This is a genomic window from Janthinobacterium sp. GW822-FHT07A03 (assembly GCF_058798815.1).
In genome coordinates, this window is the sequence record NZ_JBXAKW010000005.1 from 233,645 (window position 1) to 249,273 (window position 15,629).

The following is a 15,629-nucleotide window of genomic DNA, read 5'->3' on the forward strand; positions in this document are numbered from 1 at the left end:
AAAGTGTAACCACATGCCTCAGTTTTTCATCAACCGCCCGGTCTTTGCGTGGGTGGTGGCGGTCTTCATCGTCCTGTTCGGACTGATCGCCATACCGCAATTGCCGATTGCGCGTTTTCCTTCCGTGGCGCCGCCCAGCGTCAGCATCAGCGCCAACTACCCTGGCGCCACGCCGCAAACCATGAACGATTCCGTGGTCAGCCTGATCGAACGCGAACTGTCGGGCGTCAAGCACCTGCTGTACTTCGAGTCGTCCACCGACACCTCGGGCTCGGCCTCGATCACCGTCACCTTCCAGCCGGGCACCGATCCGGAAATGGCCCAGGTGGACGTGCAGAACCGCCTGAAAGCCATCGAACCGCGCCTGCCGCAAGCCGTGCGGCAAAACGGCTTGACGGTGGAATCGGCGTCGTCGGGCTTTTTGATGATCGTCAGTTTGATCTCCGACAATGGCCAGCATGACGAAGTGGCGCTGGGCGACTACCTGGCGCGCAATGTGACGGAAGAGCTGCGCCGCATTCCCGGCGTGGGCAAGGTGCAGCTGTTCGGTTCCGAGCGGGCCATGCGCATCTGGGTCGATCCGGCCAAGCTGGTGTCGTACAACATCGCCATGGGCGAGCTGACGGCCGCTATCGCGCAGCAGAATGCGCAGATCGCGCCGGGCCGCCTCGGCGATTCGCCCGCCGTGCACGGCCAGCGCGTGACGATTCCGCTGACGGTGCAGGGCCAGCTGCACACGCCGGCCGAATTTGCCGCCATCGTGCTGCGCGCGAATGCGGATGGCTCGAAAGTGACCATCGGCGACGTGGCGAAAGTGTCGCTGGGCGCGCAAAGCTTCAATTTCAGCATCCGCGAAAACGGCCAAGCCGCGTCGGGCGCCGCCATCATGCTGTCGCCGGGCGCCAACGCCGTGCGGACGGCCAGCGCCGTGCGCGCGCGCATGGCCGAACTGGCGCATACCATGCCGGCCGGGATCAAGTATTCGGTGCCGTTCGATACGGCGCCGTTCGTGAAGATCTCGATCGAAAAGGTGATCGTCACCTTGCTGGAGGCGATGGTGCTGGTCTTCCTCGTCATGTACCTGTTCCTGCAAAAGATACGCTACACCCTGATTCCCGCCATCGTCGCGCCGATCGCCCTGATGGGCACATTTACCGTGATGCTGCTGGCCGGCTATTCCATCAACGTGCTGACCATGTTCGGCATGGTGCTGGCCATCGGCATCATCGTCGATGACGCCATCGTCGTGGTGGAAGCGGTGGAGCGGCTGATGGCGACCGAAGGCCTGTCGCCGAAGGAAGCGACGTCGAAGGCCATGCGCGAAATCACGGGTGCCGTGGTCGGCATCACCCTGGTGCTGACGGCCGTGTTCATCCCGATGGCCTTGGCCAGCGGCTCCGTGGGCGCCATCTACCGCCAGTTCACGCTGGCGATGGCGGTGTCGATTTTGTTCTCGGCCTTTTTGGCGCTGACCCTGACGCCGGCCCTGTGCGCCACGATGTTGAAACCCATCGGACCGCATGACCATGATAAAAAAGGCTTTTTCCGGTGGTTCGACCGCCAGTTTGACCGCATGACGGCCCGCTATGAAAAGGGCGTGGTGGCGATGCTGAAACGCGCCGGCCGTTCGATGGTCGTCTACGGCGCCATTGTCGCGGCGCTGGGCGTGGCCTTCATGCAGCTGCCGTCGGCCTTCTTGCCGGAGGAAGACCAGGGCTATTTCATCACCTCGATCCAGCTGCCGTCCGACGCTACCATGGAGCGCACGCTCGATGTCGTCAAATTGTACGAACAGCACGTGGCCACGCGGCCCGGCATTGAGGTAAATCAATCGATCCTCGGCTTCAGCTTTTCCGGCGCGGGGCCGAATGCGGGCCTGGCGTTCACCATGCTGAAGGATTGGAAACAGCGCAACGGCGCCACGGCGCAGGAAGAAGTGGCGCTGGCGCAGGAAGCCATGTCGCAGGCGAAGGAGGGCGTGATCATGAGCCTGATGCCGCCCGCCATCGATGAACTGGGCAACTCGTCCGGCTTTTCGCTGCGCCTGCAAGACCGCGCCAGCCAGGGCATCGCGGCCTTGCAGGCGGCGCAGAACCAGCTGCTGGGCCTGGCTGCGCAAAGCAGCAAGGTGGCGGGCGTGTATCCGGACGGCTTGCCGCCCGGCGCCAGCGTGCGCCTCGATATCGACCGCACCAAGGCCGAAGCGCTGGGCGTGCCGTTTACGGCGATTGCCGACATGCTGACGGCGGCAATGGGGTCGACCTATGTCAACGATTTTCCGAACGCGGGCCGCATGCAGCAAGTGATCATCCAGGCCGATGCGCCGTCGCGCATGCAACTGAACGACGTGCTGGCCTTGCGCATTCGCAATAACGCGGGCGGCATGGTGGCCCTGGGCGAGCTGGTGCGCCCCGTATGGAGCGAGTCGCCGCTGCAGCTGGTGCGCTACCAGGGCTATCCGTCGGCGCGCATTTCCGGCAGCGCGGCGCCCGGCGTGTCGAGCGGCGACGCCATGCTGGAAATGGAGCGTCTGGTGAAGCAGCTGCCGCCGGGCTTCGCGCTGGCGTGGACGGGACAGTCGCTGCAGGAGAAGGAATCGGCGTCGCAGGCGCCCATGCTGATGGCGCTGTCGATGCTGGTGGTCTTCCTCGTGCTGGCGGCCCTGTATGAAAGCTGGTCGATTCCCGTCTCCGTGATGCTGGTGGTGCCGCTGGGCTTATTGGGCGCCGTGCTGGCCGTGATGCTGCGCGGCATGCCGAACGACGTGTTCTTCAAGGTGGGCATGATCACGATCATCGGCCTGTCGGCGAAGAATGCCATCCTGATCGTCGAATATGCGCGCCAGCTGCGGGCGCAGGGCAAGGGGCTGGTCGAGGCGACAGTGGAAGCGGCGCGCCTGCGCTTGCGCCCGATTTTGATGACGTCACTGGCGTTCGCGCTGGGCGTGGTGCCGCTGATGCTGGCCACGGGCGCCAGCGCCGAGACGCAGCACGCGATCGGCACGGGCGTGTTCGGCGGCATGATTACCGCCACCGTGCTGGCCGTGTTTTTCGTGCCCGTGTTCTTTGTCGTGGTGCTGGGCGCCGTCGACAAGATGGGTATGTACTTCAACAAACGCAGTGATCGCATCGCCGTCAAGGCGGTGGAAGGAGAGTTGTAATGCGTTTCTTTTTTCTCACGCCCCTGGCCGCGCTGGCCTTGTCGGCGTGTTCCCTGACGCCGCCGCTGGTCAAGCCGGCGGCACCGATACCGGCCAGCTATGCAGAATCTGCCGCGCCAGCCGCGGCCGACACCGCGGCCGCCCTGGGCTGGCGCCAGATGCTGCTCGATGCGCGCCTGCAGCGCCTGGTCGATATCGCGCTGGAAAACAACCGCGACTTGCGCGTGGCCTCGCTCAACGTGGAAGCCGTGCGGGCCCAGTACCAGATCCAGGATGCGGGCCGCTATCCGGCCGTCGGCGCGAATGCGGGCGGCGTGCGCCAGCGCGGCGCCGATGCGGTGACGCAGAATCAGTTCACAGCCGGCATCGCCATGAGCGCGTTCGAGATCGACCTGTTCGGCCGCCTGCGCTCGCTGTCGGACGCGGCGTTTGCCCGCTACCTGGCCACGCAGCAGGGCCAGCGCGCCGCGCATATGGCCCTGATCGGCGCCGTGGCCGACGCCTACCTGGAGCAGCGCCTGGCCGAGGATCAGCTGGCGCTGGCCCGGCAAACGCTGCTTGACTGGCGCCAGGCGCTGGTCCTGACGCAGCGCCTGCACGGCGCGCAGCAGGGCAGCGGCCTTGACGTGGCGCAAGCCGAAGGGCAGGCGGCGACAGCGGAAGCGGACGTGCAGGCGCGCGAACGGGCCAGTCTACTTTCGCGCAACAGCCTGGAATTGCTGCTCGGTGCGCCGCTGCCAACGGACTTGCCCGCCGGCCGGCCGCTCGACGGCCAGCCCGTGCTGACGCAGCTGCCGCCCGGCCTGCCGTCGGACTTGCTGGCGCGCCGGCCCGACATCCTGCAGGCCGAATACGCGCTGGCGGCGGCGAATGCGGAAATCGGCGCCGCCCGCGCCGCCTTCTTCCCCCGCCTGTCCTTGACGGCGTCGCTGGGCTTTGCCAGCCCGGAGCTGGGCGACCTGTTCCGCGGCAGCGCGCGCAGCTGGTCGTTCGCGCCGCAAGTGACGCAGCCGCTGTTCCAGAGCGGCCAGCTGCGCGCGGAACTGCAGCTGTCGCGGCTGCGCAAGGATGTTGCTGTTCTGCAATACGAACAGGCGATCCAGGCGGCGTTTCGCGACGTGCGCGACGGCCTGGCCGGGAGCGCCACGTTTGCGCAGCAGATCGCCGCGCAAGAGCGCGTGGTGGCGGCGGCGCGGCAGCGCCAGCGCCTGTCGCAGCTGCGCTACGACGCGGGCCAGGACAGCCGCCTGGAATTGCTCGACGCGCAGCGCCAGTCGTATGCGGCCCAGCAAGCCCTGCTCGACGCGCGGCGCGACCAGTTCAAGTCGGCCGTGGCGCTGTACAAGGCACTGGGGGGCGGCCTCGAGGAGTGAACCTTCTCGCCTACCAGGGCAGCGCCACGGGCACGCTGTCGCGGTGCTTCGCCTGGTAGTGGGAACGCAGGAATTGCGCCAGGAAGGTGAATTCGTTGTAGCAATGCATGAGCAGGGCGCGGGCGAATGCATCGGGGAAGAGGGCGGCGATCTCTTGCGGGCTGTGGCCGGCGGCCGGCAAGTCCTGGCCCATGTAGAAATGGCTGCGCAAGGTCATGCCCCAGGCCGTGTCGCGGCCCATGTGCAGCAGGCGCCCGCCGGTGACGGCGCCGTCCGCCGTGCGGGGCGGCGCATAGCTCATGCCCACCCTGGCGCACACGGCGGCTGAAATGCGGCCCTCGGCCCGCGCCGCCTCGTATTGTCGTCCCTCGAAGAATTCACGGGGATCGCGGAACTGGATGGCCAGCTGTTCGGCCGGCATGCCGCTGAAAAATTCTTCCGCCAGATGGATGGAGCCGACGTGCGTCCCGGCGCTGCCTTCGATCCAGCCGCTGGCCAGGTGGTCGACCGGGTGCCACATCAGGTAGCGCTCCGTGTCGGGCCGCGAGCGGAACCACCATTCAAACATCTCGCCAGTGCAATTTGGCAAGTCGGTGCGGCACGCCACGTGCAGCACGCCGCTGGGCAGCCGTTCGAAGCCCGTTTCCAGTGCCAGGGGAGCGGGGTGCAGCAGGGCGTGGACGTCGTTGAGATCCATGGTCTTACCTTTCAGTGCGGGTGGTGGAGACAGTCGCGGCGCGGCGGCGCAGCAGCGGGGCGGCCGCCACGGCCGCGCCCAGCAGGGCCAGCGCGGCCGTGGCGGCAAACATCGTGGCGTGGCTGCCGGGCAGATACGTCATGAAGGAAGAGAGAAATTGCCCGCCGAAGATGGCCATCGAGAGATAGGCGAGGTTGCGGTTGCGGCTGGGCAAGTGGCTGCGCTCGACCGTCATGTGCGTGCACAGCGGTACGGACAGGCCGAAGCCCATCCCCAGCGCCACGGCGCCGGCCAGCAGCGCGGGCAGTGCGGCGGCGCCCGCAAACAGCAGATGTGCCAGCGCATAACAGGCGAAGGCGGCGCCCAGGGTGCCGTGTTCATGCAGGCGCCGGACCGCCTGGAGCATCAGCCAGGCGGCCACCACGGCCACCAGCGACACGAAGGAAAGCAGATACCCGGCCCGGTCCTCGCTCCAGCCCAGCTGCTGCAGGCGCAGGGGCAGAACGATGATGGCGGCGAAAAACACCGTCATGGAGAGCGCGGCCAGCGCATGGACGAGGAGCAGGGCGCGCGACGGGCCGGGCGCCGGCGGCGCGCCATCCATGCCGGCATCCCCGGCCGGCCCGGGTGCCGGCACGCAGCGCCAGGCGAAGGCCAGCAGTACCCACGAGGCCAGATACAGCAGGAAGGGATAGCGCCAGCCCGCCGTGGCCAGCAGGCCGCCCAGCGCAAGGAAGAGCATGCCGCCCAGTTCGATCGTCATGCCTTGCCTGGCGATCATGCGCAGCCGCGCCTGGCCGCTGAACAAGGCCGAGATCAGTCCCGTGCCCGAGGCCATCACGAGCGCCGTCGGCGCGCCCAGCAGGAAACGGTTGGCGAACACGGCCAGGTGGCCATGCAAAAACATGCCCGAGACGCCCAGCAAGCCGTACAGGAACAGCCCCGCCAGCAGGGTGCGGTGCAGTCCCAGGCGCTGCATGAGCATGGCGGCGAAGGGGCCGGACAGCACCACGCCCAGCGAGGGCAGCGTGACGAGCCAGCTGGCGGCGTCGGCCACCCCGAGGCGCGCGGCGATGGACGGTAATCCCGGGACCAGCACGCATCCCACCATGATGGTCAGGCTGGCAACGGACAGGAGCGTGCACGTTCCTGTCTTCGATATACTGCGGCTGGACATGCGCCTCCCCCGGTGCTTGCGTTAAAAACCGTTAATCGGAACACTGTTCCGAATGATGGAACAATTATAGGGCCATGTACAATGCCGGTCAATGCCGTCACGGCAGCTATCGTCATGCACAATTGGGTAAAGAGATGAGTGAAGAAAACGAAGGCAATAGCGGCAAGCAAGTCATTGCGCGCGCGGCGGCGGTGCTGCGCGCGCTGGAAAACCAGACGGGCGGCCTGAGCCTGGCGCAGATTGCCAAGGGCGCGGACTTGCCGCGCACCACGGTGCACCGCATCGTCGCCGCGCTGGAAGCCCAGCAACTGGTCAGTTCCGGCGCCGGCGGGGTGAAGCTGGGGCCGGCCATCGCGCGCCTGGCCGCGTCGGCGCATACGGACGTGGTGGCGGTCCTGCGGCCGCATGCGGAAGCGTTGGGCCGGCGCACGCGCGAAACGGTGGACGTGTGCGTGTACCGCGGCCTGCATGCGGTGTCGGTGGACCAGTATTGTTCCGATCGGGAACTGCGCGTCGTCTCGGCCGTGGGAACGGCCTACCCGATCCACTGCACCGCGCATGGCAAGGCGCTGCTGGCGGGGCTGTCAGACGAGGCGCTGGGCCGGCTGTTCGGCGAACGCCTGGAAGCGCGTACGGGCCAGACCATCGCGGCGCTTGCGCAATTGCTGCCGCACCTGGAACAGGTGCGCGCGCAGGGCTACGCCGTCGATATGGAAGAGCATGCGCCGGGCGTGTGCGGCATCGGCGTGGCCCTGAACACGGGCACGAGCGAGCGCTACGCGCTGTCGCTGGGCGTGCCGGCCCTGCGTTTCCACGCTCAGCGGGAGCTGCTGCTGTCGGCGCTATTGCAGTGCAAGGCGGAAGTCGAAGCCGTGCTCGGTGTCAAGCCGTAAACGCCCCGATCGGGCGGTTGCGCGCCAGGCTCCAGCCCGTCGTGTGCTGGGCTGCTGGCTGGCCGTCCGCCTGCTGCACGCTGTAGCTCCAGAGGATTTCCGTAAAGTTCAGCTTGAACTGCTCGGTCGGCATGTCGTTGGGATGGGATTGCAGCTGGATTTCGCTGATCAGGGCGTCGCGCAGGGCGATGGTGATGATGTTGACCGTCTTGTCGCCCGAGTTGCGGGCGATGTAGAGTTTGGTCGGCTGGGCCGCGCCGCTGCCCAGCGGCCGGGCGCTCAGGCACAGTTCGTACAGTTTTACCGAGATCGCATCGATATATTTGACACAGGTAAATTCGGTGATCACGGGCCGCCCCGACGTGCGCGCCGAGTTGCTGACGTCCGTCGTCACCTGCTGCTTCATGCCTTGATGCAATGACACGAGTTCGATGCAGCGGCCGATACCCTGCGGCGCGCCGCTATCCCTCCAGGCGGTGTCGATCAGGCTGCCGCCGCTGCTGTCGATGCCGCCGTCCGGCGTCTTGCCGAACACGAGTTCCCCGTTGCCGGGTTCGAGCAAAATCAAATCCATGACGCATTCCTCCGCTTGAGTGTCAGCCGCCGCCGTGCGCGAGGCAGCCCTTGAGCCGATGTGGCCTGCTCCAGCCGGCCTCGCCGGCCTGGTCGACAAAACAGATGGTCAGCTGCGCAAAGCCTGGCGAGGTGAAATACACGCTGGCCGTGGCATCCTGGCGCTCGCGCGTGATGAACCACTGTGCGTCGCCTGTCGCCAGGCCCCAGCTGGCTGCGCGGTGCACCAGCAAGTCGGCATTGCCGCGCTGCACGATGGCCACCCGCACGTCCGCTTCGCCCATGTTGTTGGTCTGATAGATGCGTGCCACTTTTCCTGACCCCAGTTTCAATCGTGCCTGCGACTATACACCGATTAAGTTGCTAAAAGACAATAGGAAACGCAGGTGCCGGCCCTTTTTTTTTCGCTGCGGGCTGCCCGCCTGGCCATCGCCTTGCAATGAGGGTAAAGCCCCGCAGTTTTGCATTCATTCAATAATTCCAGTATTATGGAATTATATGAACAAACACAGGCTGCGGCGCATGGTGCCCGCGACGCCGCACCGCACGGGACCCTCGCCGCATGCTGACCGCCTTCCTGATCTTTCTCGCCACCTTGATCCTCGTCATCTGGCAGCCGCGCGGCCTGGGCATCGGCTGGAGCGCCGTCATCGGCGCTGGCGTCGCCTTGCTGGCCGGCGTGATCCACTGGGGCGACATCCCCGTCGTCTGGCATATCGTGTGGAACGCCACCGGCACGTTTGTTGCCGTGATCATCATCAGCCTGCTGCTGGACGCGGCCGGCTTCTTCGAGTGGGCGGCGCTGCACGTGGCGCGCTGGGGCGGCGGCAGCGGGACAAAACTGTTCGTGCTGCTGGTCTTGCTGGGCGCGCTGGTATCCGCCGTGTTCGCCAACGACGGCGCCGCGCTGATATTGACGCCCATCGTCATCGCCATGCTGCGGGCATTGAAGTTTTCCGCCAGGGCCACCCTGGCCTACGTGATGGCGGCCGGTTTCATCGCCGACACGGCCAGCCTGCCGCTGGTGGTATCGAACCTGGTGAACATCGTCTCGGCCGATTATTTCAAGATCGGCTTTGCCGAGTACGCGTCCGTGATGGTGCCCGTCAACGTCGTCGCCGTGGCTGCCACCCTGGCGGCCTTGCTGCTCTTTTTCCGCCAGGATATTCCGCGCGACTATGACGTGGCGCAACTCAAGCGCCCGGGCGCCGCCATCCGCGACATGGGGACCTTCCGCGCCGGCTGGCTGGTGCTGGCGCTGCTGCTGGCGGGATTTTTCTCGCAAGAAGCCCTGGGCGTGCCCATCAGCCTGATCGCCGCCGTGGGCGCCGCGCTGCTGCTGGGCGTGGCAGGCAAGGGCCATGTGATTTCCACGCGCCACGTGCTGCGCCATGCGCCATGGCAAATCGTCGTCTTTTCGCTGGGCATGTATCTGGTCGTGTACGGCTTGCGCAATGCGGGCTTGACGGCTTACCTGACGGGACTGCTGAACCACAGTGCCCAGTACGGCGTGTGGGGCGCGGCCATGGGCACGGGCGTGTTGACGGCCTTGCTGTCGTCCGTGATGAACAACCTGCCGACGGTGCTGGTGGGCGCGCTGGCCATCGACCCGACGACGGCGCAGGGGGCCGTGCGCGAAGCGATGATCTACGCCAACGTCATCGGCAGCGACCTGGGGCCGAAGATCACGCCCATCGGCAGCCTGGCTACCTTGCTGTGGCTGCACGTGCTCGACAGTAAGAACATCCACATTTCCTGGGGTTACTATTTCCGCGTCGGCATCGTGCTGACCGTGCCCGTGCTGCTGGTGACCCTGGCGGCGCTGGCGCTGCGCCTGTCCTGAGTTCCGTGTATGGTGGTGTCTGTGAGCAACTTTATACTGGGACGTAATGAAATTACTGCTCGTAGGCGCTACCGGTCTCGTCGGCAGCGAAGTGCTGCGCCTGGCGTTGATGGATGCACGGATCACAGCCATCGTGGCGCCCGTGCGGCGGCCGCTGCCGCCCCATCCCAAGCTGTCCGCGCCGCTCATTGATTTCGATCAATTGCCGCCCGACGCATCCTGGTGGCAGGCCGATGCCGTCATCTGCACCCTGGGCACGACGATGAAGGTGGCCGGCACCCGGCAAATATTTTCGCGCGTGGACCACGACTATCCGCTGGCCGTGGCGCGGCTGGCGCTGGCGGCCGGCACGCGCGCGTACGTGCTCAATTCCGCGGCCGGCGCCAACGCCGGCTCGCGCATCTTCTACAACCGCGTCAAGGGCGAGCTGGAACGCGACCTGGAAGCGCTGGGTTTTGCATCGCTCACGCACGTGCGGCCCGGGCTGATCGGCGGCGAGCGCGCCGTGGCGCGGGCGGGCGAGGGCGCCGCCTTGCGCATCCTGCGCGTGCTCGGGCCCGTGCTGCCGCGCCGCTGGCGCATCAATCCCGCGCCGCGCATCGCCGCCGCCCTGCTGGACGCGGCGCTGGCCGCCGCGCCGGGCGTGCATGTGGTGACGTCGGCGCAGCTGCTGTGAGTGCGCGCCCGTATAATCTGCGTTCCTGTTCCTGAAGGTACAACACATGCAGACTGTACGTCCTTACCAGGCCGGCGACCGCGACGCCTGCCTGGCCCTCTTTGACGGCAACACGCCGCGCTTTTTCGACCCGTCCGAGCGCGCGGACTTTGCCGCCTGGCTCGATACCTCGACGCATCCGTATCTGGTCATTCTGCGCGACGGCCGCATCGTTGCCTGCGGCGGCCATGCCATCGAGGCGGGCGGCAGCGTCGCCAGCCTGTGCTGGGGCATGGTGGCGCAGGATCTGCATGGCCAGGGACTGGGCCGGGCGCTGACGCAGGCGCGCCTGGACGCCATCCGCGCCGTGCAGGGAATCGCCAGCGTGCGCATGAATACCAGCCAGCATACGCAGCAGTTTTATGCGCGCTTCGGCTTCGTGCCCGTGAAGGTGACGCCGGACGGCTTCGGGCCGGGCATCGACCAGTGGGACATGCTCCTGTCCCTGAAAAGCAGGGGGCCTGAACATAGCCATATCGCCCCCGTGCCGCTGGAAAAAGCCTACCGCCTGCTCAACCATGGCCCGTCCATCCTCGTCTCGGCCCGCCACGCTGGCGTGGACAACGTGATGGCCGCCGCCTGGGCCTGCGCCCTCGATTTCGCGCCGCCGAAACTCACCGTGGTGCTGGACAAGGCCACGCGCACGCGCGCGCTGGTCGAGGGCAGCGGCACCTTCGTCATCCAGGTGCCGACGGCGGCGCAGTTGCAGCTGACGCACGCCGTCGGCACGCACGGGCTCGATGCGCAGCCCGACAAGCTGGCGCGCGCCGGCGTGCGGCTGTTTCACATGGATGGTTGCGATTTGCCGTTCGTGGCCGGATGCTCCGCCTGGCTGGCCTGCCGCCTGATTCCCGAGCCGCACAACCAGGCCACGTATGACCTGTTCATCGGCGAAGTGGTGGGGGCCTGGGCCGACACGCGCGTGTTCCGCGACGGGCACTGGCATTTCGAGGAGGCCGATGCATCGTGGCGCAGCCTGCACTACATCGCCGGCGGGCGTTTCTATGCAATCGGCGAGGCGCTCGACGCGCAGGTTTGATCAGTCGAGGGCGAGGACCCGGTCGTCCGGGCCGGGCACGCAGCCGTCGGCGACCGGTTCCCAGCCCCGGTGCACGACCACCTGTTTGCCGTCGTGGCAGATTTCCACGCGCTCGCTGGCGGGCAGGCGCTGGCGCGCGAACGCTTCCAGGCTGGCCGGCAGGCTGACTTCCAGCTGCATCGTGCCGATGGCCTCGGGCGGATGGTCGTCCATGTGCACCAGGGGCACGAAGATCGATCCCAGCATCAGCCAGCGGGCGCCCACGTCGACGGCGGCGGGGTTGTAGGGCGCCGCGCGCAGCCAGTCCTGGGCGCGCGCGCGCAAGTCGCTGCCCGCGGCCAGTTCGCCCCAGGCGGCGGCCAGCATTTCCACCACCCACTGGTTGCAATTCTGATATTTCAAGTTGAATGCATACGCGTTGGCGCTGTAGCGGCCCGCCAGCAGTTGCTGCACGCGCACGGGGTCGAGCAGGGCGCGGCGCAGGGGCGGCACGGTTTCCGCCGGCAGTTTCACCAGCGAGATGTAGCCGAGCGATGGATTGGCCGTGCCCATGGCGAAACCGGCCGTGCCCTGGTCGAAGATGCGCGGGCGGCCTTCGTCGCAGGCGTAGTACAGCTGGCGCGCGGACCAGCCGCTGTCATTGTCGTGTCGCCAGGCCAGTGCGGCGTGGGAATAGCGGATACCGAAGCGGGCCAGGTCCAGGCCGGAACGGCTGATCAGGGCCACGCTGCCTTCGCTGGCGGCCAGTTCCTCGCGCACGACCGCGGCAAAGCGCAGCAGCCGGTCCTGTTCCGTGGCGGTGAGTTCCTGGGCGCGGTCGCAAAAGCGCGACGAGGCGAGCGAAGTGCCCGCCCGGGCGGCGCCAGTGCTGACGATGGCGCAAACGCCCAGCAGCAACGCCAGCTTGCGCAAAATCAAAGGCTGACGGGACGCGTGGCCAGTTCGCCGTACCAGTCGTCGGCCAGCACGAGGAAGAAGGCGGCGCGCGTGTCGTTGCGCGAGAATTCGATGCCGTAGGCGCGGTTTTGCGCATGCACCACGTCGCCCTGGGCCAGTTGCTGCTTGTCGAGCGCCGCTTGCGGCAAGTCCAGCACCAGCGGCGTTGCCGTGGCGTCGGCCTGCATGGTCAAGCGCGTCATGCCGTCGCGGCCCGGCACGGCGGCCACGTCGATGATGCGGTAGGGACCATTGGCCACCTTGTTGTCGCGCGAGGAGCTGTTGCTCGAACCGTTGAGCGAATCGGAAATGCTGCCGCTCGACTGGGAGCCGGCGCTGGAGGCCGAGGAAACGAAGCTGTCGGCGTTGGCGTTGCACGCCACGGTCAGTGCTGCGGCCAGGCCGAGCATGCGTAAGGAGATAGTCAAGGCAGTTTTCCAGTGGACGTCAATGAAAGCGGGCCGGGTCCATCCCGGCCTGCGCCATCATAGCAGATCGGCCATCAGCTGAGCAGTACCTCGATCAGGCCCTTCGCTTCGGCCGACGGCTGCGTGCGCAGCGCCTGCAGCACGGGATCGTGCTCCAGGTAGGCTTGCAGCGGCGCGCCGACGGTGATGCCGGCCTGCGGCAGGGGCGAAGGAACCGGCGCCAGCGCCTTGGCCAGCAGCAGGGTATCGCGCAAGCCTTCGGGCGGCAGCATGATGGTCGAGCCCGGCAAGGCATTGACGGCGTCGGCCACCTGCTGCGGCACGCCCAGCTGGCGCATCAGTCCCCGGCCGATCACTTCCAGCGCGGACGCCATCTGCGTTTCCAGCTGGGCGTACAGGCCCGGGGTCTTGTCGGCCTGGGCCAGCAAATAGAAGCCGGCCACTTCATGCACGATGCCGGCGAACAGCGCCGTGTCGGCATCCGTGTGCGTGACGGCGTTTGCCAGCGCATGCGCCAGCACCGCCACGTGCACGGTGTGCGCCCACAGCTGGGTGGCATGGGCGCGCAGGGCTTCGTCGCGGATGCCCGCGTTCAGCTGGCGGATGACGGCCGCCGTCGCCAGCGCATACAGGTTGCGGTGGCCCAGCCGTTCGACGGCGGCGCGCACGCTGGTGATGGCGGGCGCCTGGCCGGGCGCGAACAGGGCCGAATTGGCCAGCGCCACGGCGCGCGCCGACAAGGTCGGTTCGCACAGCAGCAGCCTGCTGATGTCGGCCGAGTGGCAATCCGGGTTGGCCAGTTCCTTTTGCAGGAGCAGGGCCGTATTGATGCTGGTGGGAAAGGCCAGGGTTTCCGTTTCGGCGCTGGCCAGGAGTTGCGCCAGGCTGCTGAGCGTGTTGACGTGCATGGAGTGGGGAGCGAGAAATGGCAATGCCCCCATATTATCAGGCAATCCGGGCCGCATGGCGCCAGCATGCGGAACTGGCCATGCGCACCCGGGCTTAGCTGTCCAGCACGGCGGCCAGGTGGGCCTGCAGCCGGGCGATGTCGGCGCCGATATCGGCTTGCTTCATGACATCGTGGGCGGAAAAGGCGGGCAGGATGGCGGCGCCGCAGAACTTGTAGTTGGCCGTGTTGGCCAGGAAGACATCGTCCACGGATTTGCCTTCAAACAACATCTGCCGCGCATCGCCGAACGCTTCCCGCGGCGCATTCCACGTCAGCGACAGCATGTAGCGCGTGCCCTGCATCTTGCCGCCCGTGCCATATTGCCGCGCCGGTTCATCGCGGCTGCGCCCGTCATTCGACAGCAGGCGCTGCTGCATCAGGGCGGCCGTGAAGACGTCGTCGACGTATTTCTTGTAGATCCACGGCGTGCCGAACCAGAAGACAGGCGACTGCAGGATGATGAGGTCGGCCCATTCATGCTTGTCCACTTCCGCCTCCGTGTCGTAGCCGGCGGCGATGACGGTTTCCTGCACGAGGTAGCCGCGCTGTTCCAGTGCCTGGCGCATGACGTCCGCCATGGCCTCGTTGAGTTTTCCGGTGGAAATGCCAGCGTAATGCTGGTGGGCATGGATAATCAAGGCATGTTGCATGGTGTTTCCTGTGGTGGTGGCGATGTCTGGCATTGTGCGGCGCAAGGGCCGCTTCGCGCTTGCCGGAACCGACGCGCCTCTTGCCTGATTCGCCGAATCGCTGCCGAATCGATGCCGGATGCCAGCAGCCGTTGCTGCACCCGTGCTACGCTGGCGGCATCGATGGATAAGGGGATATGAGCGATGAATTCAAGCGAAGCATCGCGCGCCGAACTGGCGCGGCTGGTGGGCGCGCTTGCCCAAACCGACGGCGACCACGCGAGCGCCATCGCCGCGCTGATGCTGTACCGGCGCAGCGCGGCCAGCGATCCCATGCCCTGCATTTACGGCCTGGGCCTGGGCATCGCGCTGCAAGGCGACAAGCGCGTCACCTTGGGCGGCGAGATTTACGACTACGGACCGGGCCAGTCGCTGCTGACGACCGTGGATTTGCCCGTGGTGTCGTACGTGACGCGGGCCAGCGCCGCGGAACCGTATCTGGGGCTGCGCCTGGAGCTCGACGCGCGCCGCATCGCCCAGGTGGCGGCGCGCCTGGCCATGCCGGCGCCGCCACGCGCCGCCAGCGTGCGCGCCATGTCCGTGGTGGCCCTGGACGAGGGCCTGGTGCAAGCCCTGATCCGCCTGCTGCGCCTGCTGGAAGAGCCGCCATTGCTGGCGCAGCTGGCGCCCCTGGCCGAGGAGGAAATCATCATCCGCCTGCTGCATGGCGCGCATGGTCCCGGCTTGCGCCATTTGATGCAAGCGGGTACGCCGGGGCAGCAGATCGCCCGCGTCCTGCACTGGATGAAGCTGCACTTCACCGAACATTTTCCTGTCGACGCGCTGGCAGCGCAGGCGCACATGAGCCCATCGAGCTTTCGCCAGCATTTTCGGGCGGTGGCCGGCATGAGTCCCTTGCAATACCTGAAGCAGCTGCGCCTGCAGGATGCGCGCCAGCTGATGCTGAACGAGGATATCGATGCGGGCAGCGCGGCCGTGCGCGTGGGCTACGAGAGCGCGTCGCAGTTCAGCCGCGAGTACACGCGCCTGTTCGGCGCGCCGCCGCAGCGCGATATCCGCCGCCTGCAGGAGGCGGGCCTGTAGCAGGCCTGTAGCCGGCCTGACGCGGCGGATCGGGCAAGAACGATGGCGTTTCCGGCAAACGCTACGGGCGCCACCTGCGTCACACTGGGCGTGCCGCCGCATGGGCTGCGGCG

15 protein-coding genes and 1 pseudogene are annotated in these 15,629 nt (G+C 66.9%); 8 read left to right on the forward strand and 8 right to left on the reverse strand.

Going from position 1 to position 15,629, the window contains the following annotated elements; genetic code table 11:
• Positions 1-13: 13 nt before the first annotated feature.
• Both AC1RJW_RS15950 and AC1RJW_RS15955 read left to right on the forward strand, forming a co-directional pair.
• Entirely contained in the window at positions 14-3,160 is a 3,147-nt protein-coding gene (locus tag AC1RJW_RS15950; RefSeq protein ID WP_493045766.1) for a multidrug efflux RND transporter permease subunit, read from the forward strand.
• Positions 3,160-4,533 (forward strand): efflux transporter outer membrane subunit, encoded by a 1,374-nt coding sequence (locus tag AC1RJW_RS15955; RefSeq protein WP_493045767.1) that lies wholly within the window; start codon positions 3,160-3,162, stop codon positions 4,531-4,533. The genes AC1RJW_RS15950 and AC1RJW_RS15955 overlap by 1 nt, the downstream gene beginning before the upstream one ends.
• A gap of 10 nt (positions 4,534-4,543) precedes the next feature.
• Here AC1RJW_RS15955 and AC1RJW_RS15960 read toward each other — a convergent pair whose 3' ends face one another.
• Together AC1RJW_RS15960 and AC1RJW_RS15965 are read right to left on the reverse strand one after the other, a co-directional pair.
• Positions 4,544-5,230 carry a DAPG hydrolase family protein gene (locus AC1RJW_RS15960; protein ID WP_493045768.1) on the reverse strand — a complete coding sequence of 229 codons (687 nt, stop codon included), beginning with the start codon at positions 5,228-5,230 and terminating at the stop codon, positions 4,544-4,546.
• Positions 5,231-5,234: 4 nt separating this feature from the next.
• Positions 5,235-6,407, reverse strand: coding sequence for an MFS transporter (locus AC1RJW_RS15965; RefSeq protein ID WP_493045769.1), 1,173 nt, complete (start codon positions 6,405-6,407; stop codon positions 5,235-5,237).
• A gap of 134 nt (positions 6,408-6,541) precedes the next feature.
• On the opposite strand from AC1RJW_RS15965, the gene AC1RJW_RS15970 reads away from it, so the two are divergent.
• On the forward strand, positions 6,542-7,300 hold the full coding sequence (locus AC1RJW_RS15970) for an IclR family transcriptional regulator (RefSeq protein ID WP_493045770.1): 759 nt from the start codon (positions 6,542-6,544) through the stop codon (positions 7,298-7,300).
• Here AC1RJW_RS15970 and AC1RJW_RS15975 read toward each other — a convergent pair.
• Positions 7,290-7,874, reverse strand: a complete 585-nt coding sequence (locus tag AC1RJW_RS15975) for an Hcp family type VI secretion system effector (protein ID WP_493045771.1) — start codon at positions 7,872-7,874, stop codon at positions 7,290-7,292. The two genes, AC1RJW_RS15970 and AC1RJW_RS15975, sit on opposite strands and share 11 nt — an antisense overlap.
• A gap of 22 nt (positions 7,875-7,896) precedes the next feature.
• The gene (locus tag AC1RJW_RS15980) at positions 7,897-8,184 is read right to left on the reverse strand and encodes a 7(1) septoil knot domain-containing protein (RefSeq protein ID WP_493045772.1); all 288 of its coding nucleotides are present in this window, start codon (positions 8,182-8,184) and stop codon (positions 7,897-7,899) included.
• Positions 8,185-8,435: 251 nt separating this feature from the next.
• Between AC1RJW_RS15980 and AC1RJW_RS15985 the strand changes: the two genes are divergently transcribed.
• From AC1RJW_RS15985 to AC1RJW_RS16000, 4 genes and pseudogenes are all read left to right on the forward strand, one after another.
• Positions 8,436-9,716 carry an arsenic transporter gene (locus AC1RJW_RS15985; RefSeq protein WP_493045773.1) on the forward strand — a complete coding sequence of 427 codons (1,281 nt, stop codon included), beginning with the start codon at positions 8,436-8,438 and terminating at the stop codon, positions 9,714-9,716.
• 46 nt (positions 9,717-9,762) lie between these two features.
• Positions 9,763-10,392, forward strand: a complete 630-nt coding sequence (locus AC1RJW_RS15990) for a Rossmann-fold NAD(P)-binding domain-containing protein (RefSeq protein WP_493045774.1) — start codon at positions 9,763-9,765, stop codon at positions 10,390-10,392.
• Between the two features lie 46 nt (positions 10,393-10,438).
• Positions 10,439-10,861: pseudogene (locus AC1RJW_RS15995) on the forward strand (GNAT family N-acetyltransferase); the annotation flags it as partial.
• A gap of 3 nt (positions 10,862-10,864) precedes the next feature.
• On the forward strand, positions 10,865-11,470 hold the full coding sequence (locus tag AC1RJW_RS16000) for a flavin reductase family protein (protein ID WP_493046051.1): 606 nt from the start codon (positions 10,865-10,867) through the stop codon (positions 11,468-11,470).
• On the opposite strand, the gene AC1RJW_RS16005 is transcribed toward AC1RJW_RS16000, so the two are convergent.
• From AC1RJW_RS16005 to AC1RJW_RS16020, 4 genes are all read right to left on the reverse strand, one after another.
• On the reverse strand, positions 11,471-12,388 hold the full coding sequence (locus AC1RJW_RS16005) for a DUF2145 domain-containing protein (RefSeq protein ID WP_493045775.1): 918 nt from the start codon (positions 12,386-12,388) through the stop codon (positions 11,471-11,473).
• Positions 12,385-12,816 (reverse strand): hypothetical protein, encoded by a 432-nt coding sequence (locus tag AC1RJW_RS16010; RefSeq protein WP_086147704.1) that lies wholly within the window; start codon positions 12,814-12,816, stop codon positions 12,385-12,387. The genes AC1RJW_RS16005 and AC1RJW_RS16010 overlap by 4 nt, the downstream gene beginning before the upstream one ends.
• 92 nt (positions 12,817-12,908) lie before the next feature.
• The gene (locus AC1RJW_RS16015) at positions 12,909-13,775 is read right to left on the reverse strand and encodes an HDOD domain-containing protein (RefSeq protein ID WP_493045776.1); all 867 of its coding nucleotides are present in this window, start codon (positions 13,773-13,775) and stop codon (positions 12,909-12,911) included.
• A gap of 61 nt (positions 13,776-13,836) precedes the next feature.
• Positions 13,837-14,433 carry an NAD(P)H-dependent oxidoreductase gene (locus tag AC1RJW_RS16020; protein ID WP_493045777.1) on the reverse strand — a complete coding sequence of 199 codons (597 nt, stop codon included), beginning with the start codon at positions 14,431-14,433 and terminating at the stop codon, positions 13,837-13,839.
• A 183-nt stretch (positions 14,434-14,616) separates the two neighbouring features.
• On the opposite strand from AC1RJW_RS16020, the gene AC1RJW_RS16025 reads away from it, so the two are divergent.
• On the forward strand, positions 14,617-15,516 hold the full coding sequence (locus tag AC1RJW_RS16025) for an AraC family transcriptional regulator (protein WP_493045778.1): 900 nt from the start codon (positions 14,617-14,619) through the stop codon (positions 15,514-15,516).
• The last annotated feature ends 113 nt before the right edge of the window (positions 15,517-15,629 follow it).